General features: G+C 53.6%; 11 protein-coding genes and 1 CRISPR repeat array. Of the genes, 4 read left to right on the top strand and 7 right to left on the bottom strand.

Going from position 1 to position 17513, the window contains the following annotated elements:
- Window positions 1–47: 47 nt before the first annotated feature.
- Both C6Y32_RS05055 and C6Y32_RS05050 read right to left on the bottom strand, forming a co-directional pair.
- Window positions 48–1223 carry a phosphopentomutase gene (locus C6Y32_RS05055; RefSeq protein WP_105204261.1) on the bottom strand — a complete coding sequence of 392 codons (1176 nt, stop codon included), beginning with the start codon at window positions 1221–1223 and terminating at the stop codon, window positions 48–50.
- A 537-nt stretch (window positions 1224–1760) separates the two neighbouring features.
- The gene (locus tag C6Y32_RS05050) at window positions 1761–2552 is read right to left on the bottom strand and encodes a YczE/YyaS/YitT family protein (protein ID WP_105204260.1); all 792 of its coding nucleotides are present in this window, start codon (window positions 2550–2552) and stop codon (window positions 1761–1763) included.
- A 562-nt stretch (window positions 2553–3114) separates the two neighbouring features.
- On the opposite strand from C6Y32_RS05050, the gene pyk reads away from it, so the two are divergent.
- From pyk to C6Y32_RS15100, 4 genes are all read left to right on the top strand, one after another.
- On the top strand, window positions 3115–4863 hold the full coding sequence (gene pyk / locus C6Y32_RS05045) for a pyruvate kinase (RefSeq protein ID WP_105204259.1): 1749 nt from the start codon (window positions 3115–3117) through the stop codon (window positions 4861–4863).
- Window positions 4864–5101: 238 nt separating this feature from the next.
- Window positions 5102–7618 carry a ribonucleoside-diphosphate reductase subunit alpha gene (locus C6Y32_RS05040; protein WP_105204258.1) on the top strand — a complete coding sequence of 839 codons (2517 nt, stop codon included), beginning with the start codon at window positions 5102–5104 and terminating at the stop codon, window positions 7616–7618.
- A gap of 16 nt (window positions 7619–7634) precedes the next feature.
- Window positions 7635–8678, top strand: coding sequence for a ribonucleotide-diphosphate reductase subunit beta (locus C6Y32_RS05035; RefSeq protein ID WP_105204257.1), 1044 nt, complete (start codon window positions 7635–7637; stop codon window positions 8676–8678).
- Between the two features lie 239 nt (window positions 8679–8917).
- The gene (locus C6Y32_RS15100; protein ID WP_129589386.1) at window positions 8918–10315 is read left to right on the top strand and encodes a hypothetical protein; all 1398 of its coding nucleotides are present in this window, start codon (window positions 8918–8920) and stop codon (window positions 10313–10315) included.
- 86 nt (window positions 10316–10401) lie between these two features.
- On the opposite strand, the gene C6Y32_RS05025 is transcribed toward C6Y32_RS15100, so the two are convergent.
- From C6Y32_RS05025 to C6Y32_RS05005, 5 genes are all read right to left on the bottom strand, one after another.
- The gene (locus tag C6Y32_RS05025) at window positions 10402–11349 is read right to left on the bottom strand and encodes a calcium/sodium antiporter (protein WP_105204255.1); all 948 of its coding nucleotides are present in this window, start codon (window positions 11347–11349) and stop codon (window positions 10402–10404) included.
- 1801 nt (window positions 11350–13150) lie between these two features.
- The gene (locus tag C6Y32_RS05020) at window positions 13151–13648 is read right to left on the bottom strand and encodes a hypothetical protein (RefSeq protein ID WP_207204808.1); all 498 of its coding nucleotides are present in this window, start codon (window positions 13646–13648) and stop codon (window positions 13151–13153) included.
- A 391-nt stretch (window positions 13649–14039) separates the two neighbouring features.
- Window positions 14040–14243 (bottom strand): MarR family transcriptional regulator, encoded by a 204-nt coding sequence (locus tag C6Y32_RS15505; RefSeq protein ID WP_207204807.1) that lies wholly within the window; start codon window positions 14241–14243, stop codon window positions 14040–14042.
- Window positions 14244–14646: 403 nt separating this feature from the next.
- Window positions 14647–15559: a CRISPR direct-repeat array (repeat unit 33 nt; unit sequence GTCACCACCCACACGGGTGGTGTGGATTGAAAT).
- Between the two features lie 306 nt (window positions 15560–15865).
- Window positions 15866–16591: a class I SAM-dependent methyltransferase gene (locus tag C6Y32_RS05010; protein ID WP_105204254.1), complete on the bottom strand. Its 726-nt coding sequence runs from the start codon at window positions 16589–16591 to the stop codon at window positions 15866–15868.
- A 19-nt stretch (window positions 16592–16610) separates the two neighbouring features.
- Window positions 16611–17171, bottom strand: coding sequence for a TetR/AcrR family transcriptional regulator (locus C6Y32_RS05005; RefSeq protein WP_105204253.1), 561 nt, complete (start codon window positions 17169–17171; stop codon window positions 16611–16613).
- Window positions 17172–17513 lie beyond the last annotated feature (342 nt).

The raw sequence follows: 17513 nt of genomic DNA, 5'->3' as shown, positions 1-17513 counted from the left end.
CCTCTTATTTTGTCCGCCCGCTCACCGGGCAGTACGGCCTAAGGGGCCTATTTCAGCACTTTGGGCAGTACGCTCTCGCCCTCGATGTCGGGGGCGTCAACGCCCAGATAATCGGCCACAGTGGCAGCGATGGTGGCAAAGGTGGGCTCGGTGCCCAGGTCCACCCCGCCCTTGATGTGCGCGCCATAAATGATCATCGGCACGTACTCGCGGGTGTGGTCGGTGTGCTTGGTGTAAGAGGGGTCACAGCCGTGGTCGGCGGTGATGATCAGAATGTCGTCCTCTTTCATCTTGGGCAAAAATGCCGTCAGGCCGCGGTCAAAATCGGTGGCTGCCTGGGCGTACCCGTCAATGTTGCGGCGGTGGCCGTACACCATGTCAAAGTCCACCAGGTTGAGGAAAGCGATACCGTTAAAATCCCGGTCCAGCAGCGCGGTGAATTTCTCCATGCCGTCATTATTCGAGACCGAGCGAGTGGTGTCGGTGATCCCCTGCCCGTCGTAGATATCGTTGATCTTGCCCACGGCAATAGTCTCCAGTCCGGCCTCTTTGGCGTAGTCCAGCACCGTCTTGCGGGGGGGCTTGATGGAGTAGTCGTGCCGGCGGGAGGTACGGGTAAAGTTCCCCGGCTCGCCCACGAACGGTCTGGCGATGACGCGGCCCACCGCGTGGTCGCCGGTGAGGATATTTCTGGCGATCTCGCAGTACTCGTACAGCTTCTCCACCGGTACCAGGTCCTCGTGGGCGGCGATCTGGAACACGCTGTCCGCCGAAGTATACACGATCAGGTCGCCGGTCTCCAGGTGCTGCTTGCCGTAATCGTCCAGCACCTTGGTGCCCGAGTAGGGCAGGTTGCACAGTACCTTGCGGCCGGTAGCGGCCTCAAATTTGTCCAGGATCTCGCGGGGAAAACCGTTGGGGTAGGTCGGCAGCGCCTTGGCCGACGACACGCCGGCGATCTCCCAGTGGCCGATGGTGGTGTCCTTGCCGTTAGATCTCTCCTGCAGGCGGGCAAAGCTGGCGATAGGCGCAGCGGCCTTCTCGCCGCAGGTCACGCCCTCGATGTTGAAAAAGCCCATCTTCTGCAAGTTGGGGGTATCGAACTTGTCCGATTTGGCGATCGCGCCCAGCGTATTGCTGCCCACATCACCGAACTTGTCAGCGTCCGGCTCAGCGCCGATGCCAAAGCTGTCTAAAACGATCATGAATGCTCTTTTAGCCATAAAAAAGACTCCTTTATATAGAGATTGACGCACACGTATATGCAGTATTATTGTAACACGGATCCTGTAGATGTACAAGCAGATCCTGCGGTGCGCCGGCATTTTTTGTGCGCCGCCGGCGCACAAATAGCAAAAGCTAACTCCCCTGTGCTCCGCGGCTGTCTCACCCCGTCCCAAGCCACTCAAAACGCCCCGCCCCAGGCAGACAAACCAGCGCTGGTAACAGCCCCAGGCATCGCTCTCCAGTCTATCACTGCCCTCCCGCTCACAGTTCACAGTTCATAGCACCCGGCAGGTCCGCAGGCCCCTGCCGGTGTGCCGCCTCGGTCTCCACATCCCCCGCGGCCGCCGCTGACCGCCGCACTCTGTTCGGCCACCTCCACGGCGATAGCCGCCCCCGCCGTCGGCTGCAGGCAAAAAACCGGGCGGCGGCCACTTCTGGCCCCGCCCGGTCCTGTATCTGTACTTTTTGCCGCGGGCCTGTATATCCGGCCCCGCTGCTGTCCCAGTATGTTAAAGTGGTCTCCCGCACCGGGCCTACCGGTCCGCCTGTTCGGTCTGGCGGGTCTCCTCCAGCACCTCTTCAAAGGCCTCGATCTCGGCCTCCTGCGTCTTTTTCTCCACTTCTTTCTTTTTCTTGCCGCTCATCATCTGGTTAAAGGGGTGGTCCAGGTGCAGCGGCCGCAGCACCAGCTTATCCCAGATCGGCACGAAAAAGCTCACCATCGGGCCGGTGAACAAAAAGCCGATCACGGTGCCCACGCCCACGATGCCGCCCAGCAGAAAACCGGCCACGATAAAGCAGCCGTCCACCGTGATCTTCATGTAACGGTACTGCCAGGTGGGGTGAAAGTCGAGAATGCGGAAAATAATAGAGTCGGTGCTCGAAAAACCAAAGCGCAGCGCCACGCTCAGCCCGCAGCCCATGCACATAACGACCATGCCGACGGCAATCATGATCCCCTTTACCAGCAGCGTATCGTTGCCGCCGATGATGAGGCCGATGATGGGGTCTACCCAACCCAGCAGCAGCGAAAAGCCCACCGTCGAGACGATGGTCCCCACGTTGATGAACTTAAAGGCAAAGATGATCGACACCGTCAGCGTGATCGAACTGTTGATCATCGAGGCGTTGCCCAGCCCGCAGTGCAGCGTGCGGTCCAGCCCGTCCAGCCACACCGAGATCGGGTCCGATCCCAGCTGGCTGCGCACGAACAGCGCCACGCCAATGGCAATGAGCAGGTTGGCCGTAATGCTCAAAAGCGTTTTCAGCGCCATGTCCTTACCGCTGAGCCCGCCAAATTTATCGTCTATGATCTTGCGCCACATACTCTGTTCCCCCACATCCTCACGCCGCAGGCAAAGCCCTGCCGCCCCGCACATTCTCCCTCACCGGGCCCCCGCGCGGCAAAACTGCCGGGCCCAGACCCAAAGCGCCGCCACCAGCCCCGCCCCGCCTGTCGGCACGCGGGGCCGGCCGCCCGCTCGTTCACTGAATATCATACCATCTAAAGCCGCTTTGTCAATGAATCGGCCGGCGGTTTTTCGGCAAAAAACGGGCGTTTTTTTGTGCGGCCTGACTAGAGCTCTCCCCACTGCCCTACCCGCCGTCGTGCAGCCTGCAAAATACCTGCCCGATACCCTATCTAAAGGTGAGCGCCTTTCACAGGTTGCACAAAACAAATCATGGCCGGTCACCTAAAATTTTCAAAATGCGGCTGTTTTGCCCCTGTCCGTCATGCTATAATACAGAGGAAACTGGGGCACCAGTCCCTTTTTTAATAGGAACTATCCAACTGTCCAATTGTCAAGCCCAGTGGTGTACCCGCGCCGCCGCCGGGCCCGCATCCAATATATCTGTCGAGTAACGAGTAAAAAAGGAGCGCACACTATGAGAAAGACTAAGATCGTCTGCACCCTGGGTCCGGCTACCGACCGCCCCCACGTGCTGGAGGAGATGCTCAAAGCCGGTATGGACGTAGCCCGGGTCAACTTCTCCCACGGCAGCCACGAGGAGCACCAAAAGCGGCTGGATATGCTGTTTTCCCTGCGGGAACTGATGGGCCTGCCCATCGCCACCATGCTCGACACCCGCGGCCCCGAGGTGCGCACCGTCACCTTTAAAAACGGGCCGGTCACCCTGCATCAGGGGCAGACCTTCGTGCTCACCACCCGCCCGGTAGAGGGGGACGAGAACATCGTCTCGGTAACCTATAAAGACCTCCCCCGTGACGTGCAGGTGGGCACCACCATCCTCATCGACGACGGCAAAGTCGAGCTCACCGTAGCCAGCGTAGACGAGACCGACATCGTCTGCACCGTCTGCAACGAGGGACCGGTGGGCGATCACAAAGGCATCAACCTGCCCGGCGTCAGCCTCAGCATGCCCTACCTGTCCGACAAAGACCGCGCCGATATCGAGTTCGGCATCGGCGCCGGGTTCGACTTTATCGCCGCCTCCTTCGTGCGCTGCGCCGAAGATGTGCTCGACATCCGCAAGGTGCTCGACCGCAACCACTGCAAGACCATCAAGATCATCTCCAAGATCGAGAACGCCGAAGGCGTGCGCAATATCGACGAGATCCTGCGCGTGTCCGACGGCATCATGGTCGCCCGCGGCGACATGGGCGTCGAGATCCCGCTGGAAGAGATCCCGGTGCTGCAAAAAATGCTCATCAAAAAGTGCTACATCTCCGGCAAGCAGGTCATCACCGCCACCCAAATGCTCGACTCCATGATCCAAAACCCCCGCCCCACCCGGGCCGAGGCCACCGACGTGGCCAACGCCATCTACGACGGCACCAGCGCCATCATGCTCTCCGGCGAGACCGCCGCCGGTCTCTACCCGGTAGAGGCCGTCAAGACCATGGCCCGCATCGCCCGCCGGGCCGAGCACGACATCCGCTACGACAGCCGCTTCAAGGCCCGCAAGATCGACGATAAGCTCAACATCACCGACGCTATCTCCCACGCCGCCTGCACCTCCGCCTACGACCTGCAGGCCAAAGCTATCATCGTGGTCACCAACTCCGGCTCCACCGTGCGCATGGTCTCCAAATACCGGCCCGGCCACCCCATCATCGGCTGCGCCACCGACCCCGGCGTCTGCCGCCAGATGAGCCTGTCCTGGGGCGTGCAGCCCATCTTGCTGCACGACTGTAAATCCACCGACGAGCTGTTCGAGCACGCCGTGTCGGTGGCCAAAAAAGAGGGTCTGCTGGCCGATGGCGACCTAGTGGTCATCACCGCCGGCACACCTCTCTCCCAGTCCGGCACCACCAACCTGCTCAAGGTGCACATCGTGGGCAATGTGCTGCTCTCCGGTGCCGGCACCAGCAAATCCAGCGTGGTCGGCAACCTCTGTGTGTGCAAAACCGAAGAGGAGGCGCTGCAAAAATTCCGCCCCGACGATATCCTGGTCATCCCCTCGGCCTCTGCCGGCATCCTCCACCTGCTCAAAATGGCCTCCGGCATCATCACCGAAGACAAGAGCGACGACTGCTACGCCGCCGTGGTGGGCGCCGCTCTGGATATCCCGGTCATCATCGACGCCCACAGCGCCACCCGCGTGCTGAAGAGCGGCACCACCGTCAAGCTCGACGCCGAAAAAGGCATCGTCTGTTCCAGCAGCCTGCAGTGAGCGCACCCCGCCGGCAGACCGTTATAAAATAGCCAATACAGCAGGAGACGGCCCCACCTGGGGGCCGTCTCTCTTTTTTATGTCTGCGCGCTTCCCGCACTACCGCCCCCGCCGCGCAAAAGATCGCCGCGCAGCATGTATTTTCTCTTGCTATTTGAGTGGATATCCCCTATAATCATAACACGACTATTTTAGTATACTTTAATCAAAACACTGCCAGTAAGAGGAGTCAGAGCACATGCAGATCATCAAGCGCAGCGGGCAAAAACAGACCTACGACCCCGGTAAGATCACCGCCGCCATCCAAAAGGTGTTTGTCAGCACCGGCCAACCGGCGCCGCCGTCTGTCCTAAACGACCTGCTTTCCCGAATCGAGGCCCTCATGGGCCCAGGGGCCGACCGCCCGGTCGAGCAGATACAGGATAAAGTCGAGCAGGCACTCATGGAGAGCGGCTTTTACCCCCAGGCCAAAAGCTACATCCTCTACCGCCAAAAGCGCACCGCACTGCGCGATCTGCGCGCCAGTCTCGCCACCGCCGCCGGCGATCCCCAGCTGCTGCCCTGCCTGGAAAAGATCCAGCGCGACTTTCCCGAGCAGGCCTACAGCCTGCAGGCGCTGCAGATCAAATTCACCAGCTTTCTCAAGACGGATATGCCCACAGATGAGCGCCTGACGGCGCTCATCAAAGCGGCGGTAGAGCTCACCACCAAAGAGGCCCCCCAGTGGGAGATGATCGCCGCCCGGCTGTTGCGCCACCAATTCTCACAGCGCCTCGCGTGCGAGATGGATAAGCGCGGCCTGCACACCTTCTCCCAAAAGGTGCGCTACCTCACCGAGGAGGGGCTCTACGGCCGCTACATCAGCGAGCACTACACCGCGCCCGAGCTGGAGGCCGCCGCCGCATTCCTTTGTCCCGAGCGCGACGACCTGTTCACCTATTCCGGGCTCGACCTGCTGCTGCAGCGGTACGTCATCTCCACCCACGACCATATCCCCCTCGAGTCCCCGCAAGAGATGTTTCTCGGCATCGCCCTGCATCTGGCTATGGCCGAGACCAGCGGCCGCCTGGGCTGGGTAAAGCGCTTTTACGACCTGCTCAGCAAAATGGAAGTCACCATGGCCACCCCCACGCTGGCCAACGCCCGCAAACCCTACCACCAGCTGTCCAGCTGCTTTATCGACACCGTGCCCGACAGCCTGGACGGCATCTACCGCAGCATCGACAACTTCGCCAAGGTCAGCAAATTCGGCGGTGGCATGGGGCTCTACTTCGGCAAGGTGCGGGCTACCGGCAGCAGCATCCGCGGCTTTCAGGGCGCCGCCGGCGGGGTCATCCGCTGGATCAAGCTGGTAAACGATACCGCCGTGGCGGTGGACCAGCTGGGCGTGCGTCAGGGGGCGGTCGCCGTCTACCTCGACGTGTGGCACAAAGACCTGCCCGAGTTCTTGCAGCTGCGCACCAATAACGGCGACGACCGCATGAAGGCCCACGACGTCTTTCCCGCCGTCTGCTACCCCGATCTGTTCTGGCGTCTGGCCAGCGGGGACCTCGATCAGCCCTGGCACCTGCTGTGCCCCCACCAGGTGCTCGCCGTCAAGGGCTATGCCCTCGAGGACTATTGGGGAGAGGAGTGGGAAAAGCGCTATCTCGACTGTGTGCGCGACGCCCGCCTCACCAAGCGGACGATGCGCATCAAAGATATCGTGCGCCTCATCCTGCGCTCCGCCGTCGAGACCGGCACCCCTTTTGCCTTTAACCGCGATATCGTCAACCGCGCCAATCCCAACGGCCATCAGGGCATGATCTACTGCTCCAATCTCTGCACCGAGATCGCCCAGAACATGGCCCCCATCCAGTCGGTGCACACCCAGGTAAAGACCCAGGACGGCGACACCGTGGTCGTCACCACCACCCGCCCCGGCGAATTCGTGGTCTGTAACCTGGCCAGCCTCTCGCTGGGCAATCTGCCCGTCGAGGACGACGCCTATCTGCGCGAAGTCGTCAAAACAGCGGTACGCGCCCTCGACAACGTCATCGATCTCAACTTCTACCCCCTGCCCTACGCCCAGCTCACAAACCAAAAGTACCGCAGTATCGGCCTGGGCGTCAGCGGCTACCACCACATGCTGGCCAAGCGCAAGATCAAGTGGGAGAGCGAGCAGCACCTGGCATTCGCCGACGACCTGTTCGAGCGCATAAACCGCGCCGCCATAGCCGCCAGCAGCGACCTGGCCGCCGAAAAGGGCCGCTATGCGCTCTTCGAGGGGAGCGACTGGCAGACCGGCGCCTACTTTAAAAAGCGCGGATACACCTCCCCCAGCTGGCGGGCACTGGCGCAAAAAGTGGCCGCTCAGGGCATGCGCAACGCCTATCTGCTGGCGGTCGCCCCCACCTCCAGCACCTCCATCATCGCCGGCACCACCGCCGGGCTGGACCCGCTGATGCGCCGCTTCTTCCTGGAGGAGAAAAAGGGCCACATGTTGCCGCGGGTGGCGCCGGAGCTCTCCCCCGCCACCTACTGGTACTACAAAAACGCCCACCAGATCGACCAGACCTATACCGTTCGCGCCTGCGGCGTACGGCAGCGCCACATCGATCAGGCCCAGAGCGTCAACCTGTATATCACCAACGACTACACCATGCGCCAGGTGCTCGGGTTATATATCAAGGCCTGGGAATGTGGCGTCAAGACCATCTACTACGTCCGCAGCAGATCGCTGGAAGTAAATGATTGCGAGAGCTGCTCTTCCTGACAGGAGTGACCTTTTCATGCGTACACTGGTAAAAAAACCGCTCTTTAATCCCGGCGGTGATACCGACATCCGCCACCGCCGCATGATCGGCGGCAACACCACCAACTTAAACGACTTCAATAATCTGCGCTACACCTGGGTCAGCGACTGGTACCGCCAAGCCATGAACAACTTCTGGGTCCCCGAGGAGATCAGCCTCTCCCAGGATATCAAGGACTATCCCCAGCTGAGCACTGCCGAGCGCACCGCCTACGACAAGATCCTCAGCTTTCTGGTCTTTTTAGACTCCATCCAAACGGCCAACCTGCCAAGCGTCAGCGCCTACATCACCGCCAACGAGGTCGGGCTCTGTCTCTCCATCCAGGCCTTTCAGGAATGTGTGCACAGCCAGAGCTACAGCTATATGCTCGACAGCATCTGCAGCCCCGACCAGCGCAACCACATCCTCTATCAGTGGAAGACCGATCAGCACCTGCTGCAGCGCAACACCTTTATCGGCGAGCAGTATAACGCCTTTCAGCAAAAAAAAGACGCCCCCACGCTGCTGCGGGTGCTCATGGCCAACTACATCCTCGAGGGGATCTATTTCTACAGCGGCTTCATGTTCTTTTACAACCTGGCCCGCAACGGCAAAATGCCCGGCAGCGCCCAGGAGATCCGCTACATCAACCGCGACGAGAACACTCACCTGTGGCTGTTTCGCAGCATCCTGCTCGAGCTGCAAAAAGAGGAGCCCGACCTCTTTTCCCCGCCGCAGGTCGCCGCCCTCAAAAACATGCTGCTCGAGGGCGTACGGCAAGAGATCGCCTGGGGCCACTACGTCATCGGCGACGATATACCCGGTCTCACCCGCGATATGCTCACCGATTATATACGCTACCTGGGCAATCTGCGCTGGACCAGCCTGGGCTTCGAGCCGCTCTTTCCCGGCTGCGAGAACGAGCCCGCCAGCATGGCCTGGGTCAGTCAGTACGCGAGCGCCAACATGGTCAAGACCGACTTTTTCGAGGCCAAAAGTACTGCCTACGCCAAAAGCACCGCCCTCATCGACGACCTGTAAATACCGCATTTCATAGACCACAACAGTTAAGCTAGTTCTCTTTTGTACATAGAACAGCATACGCAAGTATTTTCCTTCACGGGCCTTCAGCCATACTTTATTTTGTTTTCTATCTCGCCCACCTGTCTATTGTTGTATTAGAAAAAATTTGTATATTTTAATGTATACAATATATTTTTTGTTGAAATAAACCATATAATATGCTATTTTGTATGTATTGGCATTTTATTGGAGGCTTAATGATGCTATCTAAGCTAAAAGAATGGTTTTTTCCACGCTCTTCAAGTAAGCAAAAAATATATAGCCTTATAGACACTTTTGGATGTACGGAATGTCCGCCTCAGGATTGTCCGACATTTATTGTACGCAAAGTTCATAGGAAATTTCAAAATGCCCTCCAAAGCTATAATATCATTGTCGTGTATGGGGAGTCCAGACAGGGTAAGACTTGGAGCATAGAAAGGTATTGCCCCGTTCAACTGCGTATTGGCTGTACAGCTAATATGTCCTTTGAACAGATCAAGATCGCTATGCTTCATGCAATCGACAAAGAGATCCGAGTGGTCGAGCATACTGTTACAGATGCATACACAAAAGAGGGTGGAGTCTCAGGTACCATAGGAACACAATTGACTCTAACTGCAGGTTTAAGTACCTCAACTGGTCACGCACATAAAGAAGTTACGTCGACAACTTATCCAACGATCGATCTATCTAATACTCCCGAGTTTTTAGAGATTTTACGCTCTGGTAGTGAAGGAAAATATTTTGTCTTTGATAATTTCCATTACCTATCTCCAAATATTCAGCAGCAATTTTGTGCCATGCTCAAAGAGTTTAATTATCAAGGTATCAAAGTTATTATTGTCGGTGTTTGGAAAGACGCTTCTAGAATCACCGCTCTTGCTCCTGATTTGGTCAATCGATGTGAACATATCGATATTGGTTCCTGGTCCAAAACCGAATTAGATGAGGTCATCAAAAAAGGAGAGCTCGCACTCAATATACATATAGACGATTATACAAAAGATCTTTTCAAAAGCTGTTGTGCAAATAATATTGGTATCTTTAAGGATTTCGTTCAGAAATACTGTCAAAAATTCAATGTTATCGAGACACAAAAAATCAAAAAGGAGCTCTGCGACAGAGACTCAGCTGATCAAGTAGCAGAGGAAGTCGTCACTGAAGCATTCTCTCCACTCCACGACAGGTTTATCAATCTTGCTCTACCACAACGTGATACGCGGAAGTCAAAATATATGCGGCAAAAGATCATCGTAACCGTTCTTCAAATTATTATCGAGAGCGAGATGAGTTACGTTCAAAATGGGATCCCTCTATCGCTCATAAAAAGTCGTGTAGATACTCTTTGCGATGAACTGCACGAAGAGAAAATAGGGATCAGTAATCTAACACAGGAGCTCGGCGTATTACATCAGCGGGAAGAAAACAGACAGACGGATATGAATTTCATCTCGTTATTCTATTTTGATAAGGCCAACAAAAAACTTCTTATCCTTGAACCGACCATCTATGAGATTAAAGGATATAAAGTTCGCCTTTTAGTCGACATCATGAATGAGCTAAAGGAGAGCCTTCTCAGCAAAAAAGCCTGTACCGCGCAGCTAACATTTTAAATATGGTTTCTATATCGATGTTTTAAAAAAGGACATTCGCGGCAGGCGAATGTCCTTTTTCCTTTTCGATTCAAACGGTAGAACACTCACACAAACAGCCAAAGCAGCGCCGCCACATACAGCACATACACCCCCACCATACAGGCTCCCTGCCAACGGCGAAAGCGCTGGGTGAGCAGTGCCGGCACACAGCAGACCAGCACCGCCACCAGGCTCACCGGCATATCCAGCAGCAGTCCCTGGGGCGAGATGGGCAGTGCCCGCCCCGAGAATACCGCACACAGCGGCAAGATCAGCGTGATGTCGATGACCCCTGCCCCCACAATGTTGCCGGCCGATAGCCCGGTGTGCTTTTTCACCGCTGCCGTCACCGCGATGGTAAACTCCGGCAGCGAGGTGCCAAACGAGATGATGGTCACCGCAATAAAGGCCTCCGGCACACCGGCCATCCGGGCTATCCCGCTGCCGCTGTACACCAGCAGCTTAGCCCCCACAACAATGCCTGCCGCACCCAGTAAAAAGCCCGCTATCTGCCGCCGCCTGTCCCCTGGCCGGGCCGCTGGCCGCTCTGTACTGCGCTCTTTTTTAGCCGTGTAGATGTTAAAGGCCACATACCCTAAAAACAGGAGCAGCAACAGCACACACCCCAGCGCCGACAAACTGCCGCGCAGGCTGCACAGCAGCGCCACCAGGCAACCGGCAGCCAGCAGCGCCCCCTGCCCCCACAGCTGCGAGCGGCGGATCAAAAACGGGGCGCCCAACACCGCTACCCCCAATATCAGGCTCACGTTCACCGTCACCGAGCCCACTGCGTTGCCCACCGCCATATCCACCTTTCCCTCAAAGGCGGCAATAGCCGAGGCGGTCAGCTCCGGCAGTGTGGTGGCCACGCTCACCACCGTGGCGCCGATCAAAAACTGGGGCACCCCCAGCACCCCGGCCAACCAGACCGCGGCATCTACAAACCAGTCGCCGCCCTTGATGATCAGCACCAGCCCCACCGCAAATAACGCCATCATATAGAAAAATGTCATCTCTCTGTCCTCCTCTCGCCCTCTATGTGCCCCTTATCGTCAGCGCACGTCAAAGCCCTGCTTTTTCGCACAGCAGCACATACTAGATCGTCAGTAAACGCCCTATATAGAAGCCGTCTTTTTCACCGGTAGGCAATTTCCCCTGCTATACAGCCATGATCAGTCGCTGTCCCCACCCCGATCTCACCGCCTGTCCGCTGTCTTTCCCATGCGCATACAGGTACGCCCCTTTTTAAGCAGCGCCTCTAACCTCTACATAATAGCATCATTTGCCGCTTTTCCGGCTGCCCCTTTTAATTTTCATCGATCCTCGCCCGCCTTCACACCTGTTTTTTGCAGATACTGCTTTTCTGGGTACAGGTCATCTGGCAGGTACCGTTTTACCCGCCAGGATATCCCCGCCCCTCTGCCCGCACATACATTACACACACAAAGTACAGCTATCGTTTTGCTGTACAGCCATACCAGGCCCCCTTCACAGGTTCCTGTTTCTCAAGTTGGTCTTCTGTGCTCCAGGCTGTCTTTTTCTGCCACAGCTGTTCCGATCGCCGGCCGACAAGATTACAAGATAGATCCGGCATCCTCTCTTTGCTCCAGAGCAGCCGGCCGGCAATGACCGCCTGCTTTTCCACCCTACAGTCACCCGGTCTCGGCTACTATCTCCGCGCCCGATAAAACAGTCTTTGACTGCACCATGGTACAGCAGTGAATAAGCCCCAGTACGAAATACCATCTATGTACCGTCTACCCCTCACTGCCTACCATCTATACACCGCCCAAAGCCCTGCAAAGTGTAGGTCCCCCTCTCCTCCATCTTGCATCAGCGCTCTTCCGCTTTCGCACTGCTCTATTCCCACAAGATCTGTATCCCGATCTAAAACACATACCGCTCCATTTTTCTCAGCCGCCACACGCACCCGATCTTTTATAACTTCTTTTCCCTATCTCCATCACCTACGGCTGCTCTTTCACTCCCCGGGCCGTTCCAATATATAATACACGATATCATTGCGACACTCCACCATAAAGCGCGCCGCAGCCAATGTTCCCAAGTTCCTCCGCCCAGCTCTGTAAGTACTGTCCGCCCATCGGCAGCAGACCCGGGCAAACAGGTTTCCCCGTCTCACCCCTTCTATTTTCGCCCGATCCGGTAGGTCCCCGTATCAAAACATCTAAACCGGCTGTCGCCCTTTTGCTGCCACGTAGGGGCAACTGCTAAAAGATACAAAAAGCTCGTAAAACCAGATTTCCAAAATAGCAGTCAACACCGCGCATCCCCGCAACAGCGTTTTTTCTTTCGCCGCTAAAGCGACGGGGATCTCATGGGCTTTGAGTCGACCTGGCCCAAAGATCATTTCTAGCACCACAAACAGGGCAACGACCACAAGTATAGGGCAACTTTACCTCACGCGCAAAAACAGTTTCGCAACGCTCTTGTATTTACGTTTTTTGTTGCGCAATAGAAACTCGGTAAGCCTTGCAAGAAAGGCATTACAGGCACTAAAACCAACAGAGTAAGGTGTCTATGCCGTTTCCCTCAAAAATGTACGCTAACTGCGTAGCATTTTAAAGAGGATACTACTCGTTTAGAGTATCCATTCCTTAGCAAGCATTGCCAAGGGGCATCCTTTTCAGAAAATGCAAACATTTTTCGGTGTTGGGAAGTACCCAACCCCTTTTGCCTTATTTTCTACCTCTAGAATAGATCCGTATGAGCCCTTTGGTAACTAAAGGAGAAAAAGCGCAACAACTGTCCTCTGTCTCACATCACGGGCAGAACACTAAAAACACAAAAAAGCAATTAAAACAGGTATCTGCCGTCAAACAAATAAGATCCTATATCCATCAGCAACACAACAGCAATGATTACGAATACGGCATAAAAGGTATAGGTGATAGGCTTTCTATTTTTCGCTTTCAGTTTATCCACCCATGCAACCAGCTTGTCCAAAAGATTCAGACCGTTGGCAGCATAGACGATCAGCGCCATAAACTGGCTGACTACAAACCAAATCGTCAGGAGCAGCGTTGCGGTCAGAAAATTTTCTGTTTCGCCGCCCATGAGGATAACAGCATAGTAAGTGGGGTCAGTAAAACAAGAGATCGCAAACGCAAAGCCAGTACTTAGGTACTTGATCCAACGCCCATCAACGGCTTTCTTCTCCTTCTCCCCTTTTTTCTTGCGAGCACTAAAAAGCCTTCGCAGCACCCACACCAGAATAAAAACAGATACTACAAACTCCAAAACCGCCCAAACTGGGCTATTGTCCCCGGGTACCATGCTTTTGAGAATATCCACCGCCGCCGCACCAAAAATAGAGGAGAGTATAGCACCGATAAAAATGCTAAATCCCGCATAGGAGAGGAAGAACAGCGTAATATTCGACTTTTTTCCTGCCGCAGCCCCATAGACAAAAGGTAGACCGCTGTAAATGGGTCAACACCTAAAATGCCTAACCCGATCGTGCTGATTATTTTATGTGTCATCAGTATTTCCCCTATAGATCTTTCATTCTACTGCGGAAAGATGTTAGATTTTTTCCATCAAACGCAATATCTTCTGATGTTCCTTTTCTGTCATTTCCTCAAAGGCTTTGTTTTCCGCTTATTTCATAGGTAATATTTTTCCCCGAACCAGCGCTTTGCCTTTCGCTGTCAAATAGATTTTTAATTCTCGCCCAGCACCTGCTTTAAAATACGATCACTCCCTCTTGATCAAGTCTTTTTACAGATGCATCTACAAGCTGCTTATTCAAAAGTGTGTACTTGTAAATTTCTGTTTGAGTACAGCCGTTACCAAGTGCCAAAATGGCTTGCAAAATAGCATTCGCACTGTCGAATAGTCCCTGCAGCACGCATATTTCGTGATAAAGCTCATCAATCGCATTGTTCAAACAGTCAAACTCTTGTAGAGCGGGCTGTTTTTCAAACCTCATATTTTGAGTGCGAAATATCATTAGAGCGTTACAAAAGATTGAGTTGGGCAAGTCAAATCCAGTCCTGATAACAGCTGTGCACATAGCCGCATAGCCCGGTACTTGGATATGGATCTGAATGCTCTCAGGTATTCCGAGGACGAGCCTGGCGAGTAAGGTGCAATAGCCCTCAACCTAAGTGATGGCTACTATTGTGCTGGTGCGAAGTATAAGCACGCAGAGAATACCTGCTATGTTCGCACCGGTATTCTATCTCTTCTGGCGTGAAGATCTGCTGTATGAGCAATGGATATGTTGACACCAGACAGCAATATAGCTACAATAAATATAAGCAACTACCTATTTTTTGGTAGTGATTGCAGTCACCACCCACACGGGTGGTGTGGATTGAAATACTCGTACTGTACCGTCATTTTGACTATTGGTGTCGTCACCACCCACACGGGTGGTGTGGATTGAAATATGTTGACGATGATAAAGCCTATGTCTACACCGGTCACCACCCACACGGGTGGTGTGGATTGAAATAAAAATGATTTTGGATTTGTGATTGATCGACTATGTCACCACCCACACGGGTGGTGTGGATTGAAATATATATTGGCGGGCCGTTTCAGTGCTTTTTACGCGGTCACCACCCACACGGGTGGTGTGGATTGAAATATCTGACAAGATCATCAATAGATCACGCTGCGCGGTCACCACCCACACGGGTGGTGTGGATTGAAATTGAGCCGTTCCGGGTCGCCGTATACGCGGGGGTTAGTCACCACCCACACGGGTGGTGTGGATTGAAATCCTTTTCGGCGGCGTAGTCTTTGAGCTGTTGCACGGGTCACCACCCACACGGGTGGTGTGGATTGAAATTTCTGTCGGCGCTTGCTCGCCGCCGGCGCCCATGGTCACCACCCACACGGGTGGTGTGGATTGAAATGGCTGTATAGTGGTACACCGGGCAGCGGCAAGAGTGTCACCACCCACACGGGTGGTGTGGATTGAAATGTTGAACGGCATATCTGCGGTGCCCGCCTCGGTCTTGGTCACCACCCACACGGGTGGTGTGGATTGAAATCTTGTGATCTCGACTATCTCCGCCATTGTGCCGGGGTCACCACCCACACGGGTGGTGTGGATTGAAATCGTGATGCTGTATGCTCTTGTCATGATGCAACCGGTCACCACCCACACGGGTGGTGTGGATTGAAATAACTATGCGGGCGATATGACTTTACAGGAGCGTAGTCACCACCCACACGGGTGGTGTAGCTTGAAGCATACTCCCGTCAAAGCCTTTCGGCAGCCGCCCCCGTCAACGTTTAACATGAACAGCGCATAAATGAGCCGCCGACAAGTACACCTGTCCCTGCTGATATGCCAGACAAGAGGTCAAAAGCATTCGCTACCATCGCCCTTACATAGTCTGGTTTCCCTTATATCTGCCTATATCTTTTTATATCGCCACAGGAATTTGGGGTACTATATAGGCACAATGTTGTTATGCGTGTCCTAATCGGCGGGAAAAACCTTTATTGGCGATCGTTTTCACCGTTCAAGGCTTTTCAATAGCAAAATTTCTAATACTATTTTTTAGCCTTGATTATCATGGTCCCACAGTTTTCATAAAGTACCTTTATGTCGTTGAATCCGGCATTTTCCATCAGTTCTATTTGATGTTCGAGCGTCAACGGGATATCGATATGTATAAAAACATCATCAGGTATGTTGTTTACTCTGCGTTTATACGCACACTGTTCAAGGCAAAGCGTTTCTTCTTCATCCGAGCAGGCAATATAATCACATTCGATATAATACCCGCCTTGCTTGATCGCCTGAAAGAGCTTGTCGTAAATTTTTTGTTTCTTTTCATATTTAAAGTGATGGAGCGTTTCAAAAGACAGGGCCGCGTCGTATCGTTCTCTTCCAAATGGATATTCAAAGTAATCGGATAAGATCAATTCAATGTCCTTGTCCCTATACTTAGCTTGTAATTTTTTCAACATATCCTCCGACAGATCGATCCCGGTCACCCTGGCTTTGGGAAATCGCTGATAAATCGCCTCAAGCTCTAATCCCGTGCCGCAACCAATATCCAACAAAGCGTGTAACGCTCCATCAAAATAGTCAGCAATATGGGCATATTCTTTTTCCCAGTGTTCAAGATGGACCTTCTCATAAATATCCATTCGCTTAGAAAAGAAATCTGTCATTTCTTCTATTGGTGTATTCCGTTCCTGTTTCAGCCAATCTCTAAGCTCATACATATACCTTTTGGTTTCTTCTTTTGTTCTAGTTTTGCTTTCCAGCATCTTTACTCAACCTCATTTTTCATTCTGATAGATCGATCGAAAACTGCTTAAACGCATGATCCAGCAATTCCCTTACGGTATCAAAGGAAATATCTATACCATTAGACACGATCTGAGTAGCGATTCCATGTGCATATAGCCAAATATTGATAAAGAGCATTTCGGCCTTCTCTATGGGTAACCCGGTTATTGCCCGAGCATTTTCTATCGACCTTCTATTCCACTCTGCACAAACGATATCCCGCAGCGATGACCCCTCCATGTTCCTATTCATAAACAGCGTATGAAAGATCATTTTCTCAGTTCGTGCAAATTCGATATACGCGATCCCCTGACTTAATAATCGATTATTTTCAGTTATCCTACACTCCATAAAAGCATTGTAATAGGCGTCAAGTTGTGTAAGGATATCGCTTTTGAGTTCTTCCATATTTTTGTAAATACGAAAGAGCGGTTTTGTAGAGCAGGTAAGCGCGCTCGCTAAACTACGGGCATTGACACCATCCATCCCATCCTCCCGCACCAATTGCATCGCTGCGTTTATAATATCTTGTCTGCTAATAATCGGTTTTGGTGGCATCCTGTAATCTCCTTTAGCAACTTAAGTTGCGCAACATTTGTTTTCATTATGACGTTTCTTTTTAAAGCCGTCAATACACGCAAAAAAAGCTGTATTCCGGAAGTCAAAAAGGTCAAATAGATCCCTCTCCTTTTCTGTGCGCTTCACGACTTTCGCAAAGTGGCAAGCTGTGTATGTTGTCAGCCACTTTTTGCGTCTGGTCCGTTTTGGTCAGCCCTGCAAAACACCTGTCGGTGAGTCTCCCCCACCCCCGGACTTCGGGCCAACTTGGAGCTGTTGACAACGTGCAAAATTATGTCCGTACAACGTCAAACAAGAAAAAAGACGCCCTTAGGCGCAACA

It is taken from the genome of Neobittarella massiliensis (ex Bilen et al. 2018) (assembly GCF_900289145.1).
In the GTDB taxonomy this organism is placed as follows: domain Bacteria; phylum Bacillota; class Clostridia; order Oscillospirales; family Ruminococcaceae; genus Neobittarella; species Neobittarella massiliensis.
Note: the sequence above shows the minus strand (reverse complement) of the source record. Positions and strands in the feature narration are given on the sequence as shown.